Origin of the sequence: Nitratidesulfovibrio liaohensis (assembly GCF_011682075.1) — a bacterium.
GTDB classification, from domain to species: domain Bacteria; phylum Desulfobacterota; class Desulfovibrionia; order Desulfovibrionales; family Desulfovibrionaceae; genus Cupidesulfovibrio; species Cupidesulfovibrio liaohensis.
Window position 1 is genome coordinate 1 of sequence record NZ_VSMK01000027.1, and the last position, 9,101, is coordinate 9,101.

Below are 9,101 nucleotides of genomic sequence, written 5' to 3' on the forward strand. Positions count from 1 at the left end.
GAGGCGGGCCGCCCCGTGGACGAGGCCGCCCTGGCGACGGCGCGGCGCGGGCTGGAATCGGGCGAAGGGTGGGAGCATTACGGCGATGTGCTGTCCGTGTGCAACCACCTGCGCCTGGACCCGGAGCGCGAGTTCTCCACCCTGTCCGGCGGGCGCAAGCGCCGCGTGCTGCTGGCCCGCGCCCTGGTGGCCTCGCAGGATCTGCTGCTGGACGAACCCACCAACCACATCGACATCGACACCATCGCCTGGCTGGAAGACTATCTGGTGCGCCGCGCGCGCACGCTGGTGTTCGTCTCGCACGACCGGGCCTTCGTGCGCCGCCTTGCCACCCGCATCGTGGAGGTGGACCGGGGCAGGCTGCATTCCTATGCCTGCGGGTACGACCAGTACCAGGAGCAACGCGAGGCCCGGCTGGAGAACGAGGAGCGCCAGTTCGCCCTGTTCGACAAGAAGCTGGCCCAGGAAGAAGCCTGGGTGCGCCAGGGCATCAAGGCCCGGCGCACGCGCAACATGGGCCGGGTGCGCGCCCTGTACGCCCTGCGCGAGGAACGCGCCCGCCGCCGTGAACGGCAGGGCGGGGTGGCCATGCTGGCGCAGGAGGCGGAACGCTCCGGCAAGCTGGTCATCGAGGCGCGCAACGTGTGCTTTGCCCACGAGAACGCCAAGTCGGTGCTGCGCGACTTTTCGGCGCTGATCCAGCGCGGCGACCGGGTGGGGCTGATCGGCCCCAACGGTTCCGGCAAGACCACCCTGCTGCGCCTGCTGCTGGGGCAGCTTGACCCCCATTCCGGCGAGGTGCGCCACGGCACCCGGCTGGAGATCGCCTATTTCGACCAGTTGCGCACGGCCCTGGACGGCGAGAAATCGGTCATGGACAACGTGGCCGAGGGCGCGGACACCATAGAGGTCAACGGCAACCGCCGCCACGTGGCCGGGTACCTGCGCGACTTCCTGTTCGAGCCGGACCGGCTGCGCCTGCCCGCCAAGGTATTGTCCGGCGGCGAGCGCAACCGTCTGCTGCTGGCCAAGCTGTTCACCAGGCCTTCCAACCTGCTGGTGCTGGACGAACCCACCAACGATCTGGACGTGGAAACGCTGGACCTGCTGGAGGAACTGCTGGCCGAATACCAGGGCACCGTGTTGCTGGTGAGCCATGACCGCGCGTTCCTTGACGACGTGGTGACCAGCACCCTGGCCTTCGACGACGACGGCAACGTGCGCGAGTACGTGGGCGGCTACACCGACTGGCTGCGCCAGCGCCCGAAGCCGGTAGCCGATGGTGCCGGGGGAGAAAATGCCGGTGGAGAGGCGGGCAGCCGAGGGAGCAGTCAGCCGGGCGACGGTCCCGGAAACGGTTCCCACAACGGTCCCGCCAACGGCCAGATACGCAAGCTCACCTTCAGGGAACAGCGCGAACTGGCCGGGCTGCGCGAAGAACTGGCGGCCCTGCCCGGCAATCTGGATGCGCTGGAGCGCGAACAGGCCACGCTGGAAGCCCGCCTTGCCCAGCCGGACTTTTTCACCACCGACCCGGAGGGCTTCAACGCCGCCGCCGCGCGGGTCACCGCGCTGGAAGGCGAGCAGACCGCGCTGCTGGAACGCTGGGAAGTGGTGGAGGCGCGCATCGCGGAGCTGGCCCGGTTTCGCGAATGACCGTGAACAGCCGCGAATAACCGGCGCGGCATGATATGTTCGGGGACGCCCGCGCCCGCTTGTCCGGACACGCGGCGGCCCCGTTCCTATCTGCACGGTCCGTCGCGGCGCGCAGCACGCGTGCGGCGGGCTTTTCCCATCCGGTCCCGGTACCCGGACAAATCACAATGCATGCACCGGCCCGGCAGCAGCCGGGCTTCATCAAGGATATTGCCATGTCCCCGACGCCTCACGTTGCCGCGCTTTCGCATCAGCCCGCACCCAATCCCGTGGCCCTGCTGCCGCTCGGCCTGTTCCTGGTCCTGTTCATCGGCGCCGGGCTGGCCCTTGGCGCCGCCGGAACGGAGATGGCCTTCTACCAGCTGTCGCCCACGGTGGCCATTCTGCCCGCCATCGCCCTGGCCCTTGTCCTGCGCGAAAAGGATCCGGCCACGGCGGCCCGGCCCGGCGGCCTGACCCGGCGGGTTAACGTGTTCCTGTCCGGCGCGGGCGAGATCAACATCGTCACCATGTGCGTCATCTACCTGCTGGCGGGTGGCTTTGCCTCGGTGGCCTCGGCCATCGGCGGGGTGGAATCCACGGTGAACCTGGGGCTGTCGCTGGTGCCGCAGCGGCTGGTGCTGCCGGGTCTGTTCGTCATTTCGGCCTTCGTGGCCACGGCCATGGGCACCTCCATGGGCACCATCGCCGCCGTGGGGCCCATCGCAGCGGGCGTGGCCGCCCAGACCGGCATGGATGCCGCACTGCTCATGGGCGCTGTGGTGGGCGGGGCCATGTTCGGCGACAACCTGTCCATGATCTCCGACACCACCATCGCGGCCACCCGCACCCAGGGCTGCGACATGCGCGACAAGTTCCGCATGAACTTCGCCATCGCCCTGCCCGCCGCGCTGCTGGCCGTGGGGGTGTTCTGGCTGGCGGGCGACGCGGGCCGGGCCGCCGCGCCCGGCGGGTATCGACTGGTGACGGTGCTGCCCTACATCGCCATTCTGGCCATGGCGCTTTCGGGCATGAACGTGTTCGCCGTGCTGTTTGCAGGCATCGCCCTGGCAGGCGGCGTGGGCATGGCCGTGGTGGACGGCTACACCCCGCTGAAATTCGCCCAGGACATCTACAAAGGCTTCACCGGCATGCACGAGATTCTCGTGCTGTCCATGCTCATGGGGGGACTTGGCGAACTCATCCGCTATCAGGGCGGGGTAGCCTGGCTGCTGGCCGCCGTGCGCCGGTTCACCGACCGGCCCGGCAGCAGCAGCGGAGCCGCCGCCCGCACCGGAGAGGCGGGCATTTCCGGACTGGTGGCCGTGGCAGACCTGTGCACCGCCAACAACACGGTGGCCATCATCCTGACCGGGGGCATGGCGCGCGAGATTGCCGCCACTTCCGGGGTGGACCCGCGCCGCAGCGCCAGCCTGCTGGACATCTTTTCGTGCGTGGTGCAGGGGCTTGCCCCGCACGCGGCGCAGGTGCTGCTGGCCGGGTCCATCGCGGGCATCTCGCCCGTGGCGGTGCTGTCGGCCAACTACTACTGCCTGTTGCTGGGCGCGGCGGGGGTGCTGGCCATCCTTGTGGGGCTGCCGCGTGCCCCGCGAACGGACGTGTCCGGGGCCGAACGGGCGTAGCGCCCGATTCGCCCCGTTCGCCGGAGCTTCAGGTTTTTTCCTCTGCGGCATGTCCGCCCGCATCCGCCCTGTCCTGGTGTCTTGCCGGGCAGGGGAAAAGGGTGAAAAGGGGACGAAGGGGCGCAACGTGCGGAAAGGCGCAGCCGGATGATTTTTCAAAGGGGAGCGCCGGGCGTGCAACCCGCTGAATTTGCATGGTGCGCGAAGAAAATGCAAAAAAATGCACACGCCCCCCTTTTCAACCCGTAAACCTGCCTTATTATCCAACGCGGTTGCCATGAACCGCCTCCGCGTCAGCGGGAGCGGCGCGCAGCCGCACCCGGCGGAAGGATCCCGTGCCTGACAAGACTTTTGCGGGCCCACCCTCTGCCGAACAGCCACGATACACCGGGCGAGACGAATTTCGCCCCCCGCCACCCGGCGGGTGGGCGCGCGCGTGACTCTGTCACGACGCGCGGCGAGATGACCGCCCTTGCCGTTGGCACTCGCACCCCGCGAGTGCTAGCGGCGGGACAAACAGCGATCACCTAAAGTTGGAGGACTAGTTGTCATGAATCTGAAGCCTTTGAATGACCGCGTTCTGGTGAAGCGCCTCGAAACCGAAGAAAAGACCGCTGGCGGCCTGTTCATCCCCGACACCGCCAAGGAAAAGCCCTCGCGCGGCGAAGTCGTCGCCGCCGGTCCCGGCAAGGTCGCGGAAGACGGCAAACTCATCGCCATGACCGTCAAGAAGGGCGACACGGTGCTCTTCAGCAAGTACGCCGGCACCGAGATCAAGCTTGACGGCGTCGAGCACCTCGTCATGCGTGAAGACGACATTCTCGCCATCATCGAATAACGCCCCGCGAACTTAGCACTTTCTCCCGAGGAGGATGAATACAATGGCTTCCAAGGAAATCCTGTTCGACGTCAAGGCCCGTGAAAAGCTTTCCCGCGGCGTGGACAAGCTCGCCAATGCCGTGAAGGTGACCCTCGGCCCCAAGGGCCGCAACGTGGTCATCGAAAAGTCTTTCGGCTCGCCGGTCATCACCAAGGACGGCGTGACCGTGGCCAAGGAAATCGAACTCGAAGACAAGTTCGAGAACATGGGCGCCCAGATGGTCAAGGAAGTTGCTTCCAAGACCAGCGACATCGCCGGTGACGGCACCACCACCGCCACCATCCTGGCCCAGGCCATCTACCGCGAAGGCGTGAAGCTGGTGGCCGCCGGCCGCAGCCCCATGGCCATCAAGCGCGGCATCGACAAGGCCGTGGAAAAGCTGGTCAAGGAACTTGGCACCCTGGCCAAGCCCACCCGCGACCAGAAGGAAATCGCCCAGATCGGCACCATTTCCGCCAACTCCGACACCACCATCGGCAACATCATTGCCGAGGCCATGGCCAAGGTGGGCAAGGAAGGCGTCATCACCGTCGAGGAAGCCAAGGGTCTGGAAACCACCCTTGAAGTGGTCGAAGGCATGCAGTTCGACCGCGGCTACCTGTCGCCCTACTTCGTGACCGATCCCGAAAAGATGGTCTGCGAACTCGACGAGCCCTTCATTCTCTGCAATGAGAAGAAGATCTCCAGCATGAAGGACATGCTGCCCGTTCTCGAACAGGTGGCCAAGATGAACCGTCCGCTGGTGATCATCGCCGAAGACGTGGAAGGCGAAGCCCTGGCCACCCTGGTGGTCAACAAGCTGCGCGGCACCCTGCAGGTCGTTGCCGTCAAGGCCCCCGGCTTCGGCGACCGCCGCAAGGCCATGCTGCAGGACATCGCCGTCCTGACCGGCGGCACCGTGGTGTCCGAAGACATGGGCGTGAAGCTCGAAAACATCTCGGTGGCCGACCTTGGCACCGCCAAGCGCGTGGTGGTGGACAAGGAAAACACCACCATCGTTGACGGCGCCGGCAAGTCCGACGACATCAAGGCGCGCGTGAAGCAGATCCGCGCCCAGATCGACGAAACCACCTCCGACTACGACCGCGAAAAGCTGCAGGAACGCCTGGCCAAGCTGGTGGGCGGCGTGGCCGTGATCAACGTGGGCGCCGCGACCGAAACCGAAATGAAGGAAAAGAAGGACCGCGTCGAGGACGCCCTGAACGCCACCCGCGCTGCGGTGGAAGAAGGCATCGTCCCCGGCGGCGGCACCGCCTACATCCGCATCTGCAAGGTGCTGGACGACGTGAAGCCCGCTGACGACGACGAAGCCGCTGGCGTGAACATCATCCGCCGTGCCATCGAAGAACCGCTGCGCCAGATCTCCACCAACGCCGGCTACGAAGGTTCCATCGTGGTCGAGAAGGTGCGCGACGGCAAGGACGGCTTCGGCTTCAACGCCGCGTCCGGCGAGTTCGAAGATCTGATCAAGGCCGGTGTCATCGACCCCAAGAAGGTCACCCGCATCGCCCTGCAGAACGCGGCCTCCGTTGCCTCGCTGCTGCTGACCACCGAATGCGCCATTGCCGAAAAGCCCGAAGCCAAGAAGGACATGCCCATGCCCGGTGGCGGTATGGGCGGCATGGGCGGCATGGGCGGCATGTACTAGGCCGAAAGGCTGGTACGCCCCGCGCATCATCGCACGTGACTGTGGGCCGGAACCTTCGGGTTCCGGCCCTTTTCGTTTGCGCGAAAGGGGGAGCAGCACGGATGCGGGCCATTCCGACTTGACGCGGGCCCGACGCACGGGCACCACGGGGCAGGAGAGGAACCATGGCGAAAGCGAAACACACGGACGCAAGCACCGCGCCGGATGGCATGCATTCCGCGAACCAGCCCGATAAGGCTCTGCTGCTGGATTGGGGCGGCACGCTGATGCGCGTCATGCCCCGCTGGATGGGGCCGCAGCACGGCTGGACCGACGAGGAGCCCATGCCCCATGCGGGTGAGGTGCTGTGCGCGCTGGCGGCTGGCTGGCGACTTGCCCTGGCGTCCAACGCCTCGGAGTCGGACGAGGGCCCCATCCGCGCGGCCCTTGCCTCCATGGGCGTGGGACCGTTGCTGGTCGGGGTGTACACATGGCGTTCCGCTGGGTCGCCCAAGCCCTGGCCGCCGTTCTGGGCGTATGCGCTGCGCGACCTGGGGCTGCCCGCCAATAGAGTCGTGATGATCGGCGACGACTGGACCGGCGATGTGTGGGGTGCCACACAGGCCGGAATGTCCGGGATATGGTTCGATCCGCCGCGCGCTGGCCACAGTGGCGGGCAGACGCGGGAAGCGCGCACCGCGCCCCGCGTGCGCACCATGCGCGATTTCCGCGAGTTGCCCGGCCTGCTGGCCGAACTGGGATTTGAAGACTGACGGGGCGGGCTGCAGGCTGTATCTCCGCATCCGCTGCATGCGAACCCCGGGAGCCTTGGTGTCCTGCGCTGCCCCAGGTCGCCCAGGTCCCCCAGATCCCCCAGATCACGCAGATCACGCAGGGTCCGCGTGCCCCTGCCACCAACGAAAACGCCCCCGCCGGTTACCGACGGGGGCGTTGTGTTGTGTCGTCATGTGTGCCGGGCCGTGCGGTCCGACACGTGTGCGGGCGGAGAGCGCGGGCACGCGGGGTAGGGGAATGGCCCGGAAAGCGATGCGCCGAAGGCCGGAACAGGCAACTCAACGGGCAGGGCGCGCTGCCGGACGCGCCCGCCGAAGGTGCCCGGCTACACCAGGTAGCCGCAGGAATGGATGATGTTCTTGCGCAGGGTGCGCCCCTTCCATACCGCCTCGGGGCCTTCGCTGCGGATTTCCTCGCTCACGATGTCGCGCAGTTCGCGCATCTGTGCGTCGGTGAGTTGCAGGCGAGTCATGTCACCCATGAGTTCCAGCGGGTCGGACCAGCAGGTGGGCATGGGTTCGTCCTCGTTGTGGTAGAGGTAGTAGATCACACACTCGCCAACGGGCTGCAACTTCTCCAGAAAATCCTTCATCGTGTCTCCCTTTTTTCCGCAAAGCCGTCCGGGCTTCGCGTGGTCAATCCGCCGGGGGCTGGGCCGGCGGACCACCGTGCGCCCTTGGGCTGTCCGCCGCCCCTCCGGATGTTCCGGCTGGGTGTGTGGCGACCCCCGTGGCGCAACGGCCTGTTAGCTGCATTTTTTTTCTGTGGGTGCGCAATTGGCCTGAAATCCACCCACATGCACCGCACGGCTCCAGCGTCCGAACGGTGCCCCCAAAACAGAAAGGCCCCTCGCATGGAGAGGCCGACGCCGCAAGCCCGCGATCATGATCCCGTGCGCTACACGGTCGGTGTTGGCACCTTGTCCCGACCGACGGCGTCACGTCGGGGCAGGTTGCCGGGCGGTCACAGGGCCGTACCCTCGCGCCTCTCTCCATGAATGGGGCATATCTAGCGGTTGAGTGCACAGTTGTCAATGGATGAACAGGAAATCAGGAAATGCTTGTATAGATGTTTTTTCAGTATGATAGCAGGCATAAAAAGTGGTTTCATGTAGTACCACTGCTGAAAAAAATGTGGCTGCGCGACCGAAGCCCCGAAAAACGGGGGCAAGGCGCCGCCGAAGGTGCCCCAAAGTGGACTTTGTCAACAGCCTGAGTATGGGGTAGTGGTTCCTGCGTACCGCACGTCCGTCACGTCTTGGCCCGCCACAGGAGAGTCCTCCGCCGCATGAAGCTGTTCACCCGCACCCACCAGATGGGCGCCGCCGCCCTGATCATGGCGGCCAGCGTCTTCGCGTCGCGGTTCATGGGCCTTCTGCGCGACAAGGTCATCTCCTACCTGTTCGGCGCCACGGCAGAGGCGGACATCTACTTCGCCGCCTTCGTGGTGCCCGACTTCATCAACTACCTGCTGGCGGGCGGCTACTTTTCCATCACCCTCATCCCCCTGCTGTCGGAGCGCTTCGAACGCGATCCGGAGGACGGCTGGCGCTTCTTTGCCGCTGCGTTCTGGTGGATAACCATCGTCATCTGCCTGCTGACCGGCATGGCGTGGTGGTTCGCCCCGGAACTGGCCCGCGTGGCCGCACCGGGCTTCGATGCATCGTCCTCGGCGCGGCTGGTGCGCTTCCTGCGCATCATCCTGCCCGCGCAGGCGTTCTTTCTGCCGGGGGCGTGCGTCACCGCGCTTCTGTACATGCGCCGCCAGTTCGCGGTGCCTGCCATGGGGCCGCTGGTGTACAACGGCTGTATCATCGGCGGCGGTCTGCTGTCGTGGGCGCTGGCCCCGGCGCGCGGCATGGAGGGATTCTGCTGGGGCGTGCTGGCGGGTGCGGCGCTGGGCAGTTTTGCCCTGCCGATACTGGCTGCCGCGCGCGGCGGAGGGGTGCGACTGCGCCCGGTGCTGCGCCACCCCGGCGTGCGCCGATTCGCCCTGCTGGCCCTGCCGCTGATGATCGGTCAGTCGGTGGTGGTGCTGGACGAGCAGTTCGTGCGTATTTTCGGTTCCATGACCGGCGAGGGCGCGGTAAGTCTGCTCAACTATGCCCGGCGCATCATGCTGGTGCCGGTGGGCGTGGTGGCCCAGGCCGCGGGGGTGGCTTCGTATCCGTTTCTGGCGGCGCTGGCGGCCAAGGGGGAGAGCGATGCCTTCGACGCCACCCTGTCCACGGCCCTGCGCAACGCCCTGGCGGTGATCATTCCCCTGTCCGTGTGGATGCTGCTGGCCGCGGAACCCACCATGCGGCTGATCTTTCAGGGCGGCGGGTTCGCCGCCGCCGAGACGCTGGCCTCCGCGCCCCTGCTGCGGGTGATGCTGTGCGGCGTGGCCTTCTGGGCCGTGCAGCAGGTGGTGGGGCGGGCCTTCTACGCCCATCAGGACACGGTGACCCCGGCGGTGGTGGGCACCCTGGCCACCCTTGCCGCGCTGCCGCTGTACGTGCTGGCGGGCCATGCGGGCACGC

At 66.7% G+C, this 9,101-nt stretch carries 7 protein-coding genes and 1 riboswitch; of the genes, 6 read left to right on the forward strand and 1 reads right to left on the reverse strand.

Annotated elements, in window-relative coordinates; translation table 11 throughout:
* The 5 genes from FVW27_RS01310 to FVW27_RS01330 all read left to right on the forward strand — a co-directional run.
* Window positions 1–1,656 (forward strand): ATP-binding cassette domain-containing protein (locus FVW27_RS01310; protein WP_167122067.1); only part of this gene is annotated, 1,656 nt, incomplete at its 5' end.
* A gap of 215 nt (window positions 1,657–1,871) precedes the next feature.
* Window positions 1,872–3,278: a Na+/H+ antiporter NhaC family protein gene (locus tag FVW27_RS01315; RefSeq protein WP_167122070.1), complete on the forward strand. Its 1,407-nt coding sequence runs from the start codon at window positions 1,872–1,874 to the stop codon at window positions 3,276–3,278.
* Window positions 3,279–3,828: 550 nt separating this feature from the next.
* Complete coding sequence (gene groES, locus FVW27_RS01320) at window positions 3,829–4,116, forward strand: co-chaperone GroES (protein ID WP_167122072.1); 288 nt, start codon at window positions 3,829–3,831, stop codon at window positions 4,114–4,116.
* A 43-nt stretch (window positions 4,117–4,159) separates the two neighbouring features.
* Window positions 4,160–5,806: a chaperonin GroEL gene (gene groL / locus FVW27_RS01325; protein ID WP_167122074.1), complete on the forward strand. Its 1,647-nt coding sequence runs from the start codon at window positions 4,160–4,162 to the stop codon at window positions 5,804–5,806.
* 164 nt (window positions 5,807–5,970) lie between these two features.
* The gene (locus FVW27_RS01330) at window positions 5,971–6,558 is read left to right on the forward strand and encodes an HAD family hydrolase (protein ID WP_243838135.1); all 588 of its coding nucleotides are present in this window, start codon (window positions 5,971–5,973) and stop codon (window positions 6,556–6,558) included.
* A gap of 347 nt (window positions 6,559–6,905) precedes the next feature.
* Here the strand turns inward: FVW27_RS01330 and FVW27_RS01335 are convergent, their stop codons facing one another.
* Entirely contained in the window at window positions 6,906–7,172 is a 267-nt protein-coding gene (locus FVW27_RS01335) for a hypothetical protein (protein ID WP_015946683.1), read from the reverse strand.
* A 287-nt stretch (window positions 7,173–7,459) separates the two neighbouring features.
* Window positions 7,460–7,580: riboswitch (SAM riboswitch) on the reverse strand.
* A gap of 287 nt (window positions 7,581–7,867) precedes the next feature.
* On the opposite strand from FVW27_RS01335, the gene murJ reads away from it, so the two are divergent.
* Window positions 7,868–9,101 (forward strand): murein biosynthesis integral membrane protein MurJ (gene murJ, locus FVW27_RS01340; protein WP_167122076.1); only part of this gene is annotated, 1,234 nt, incomplete at its 3' end.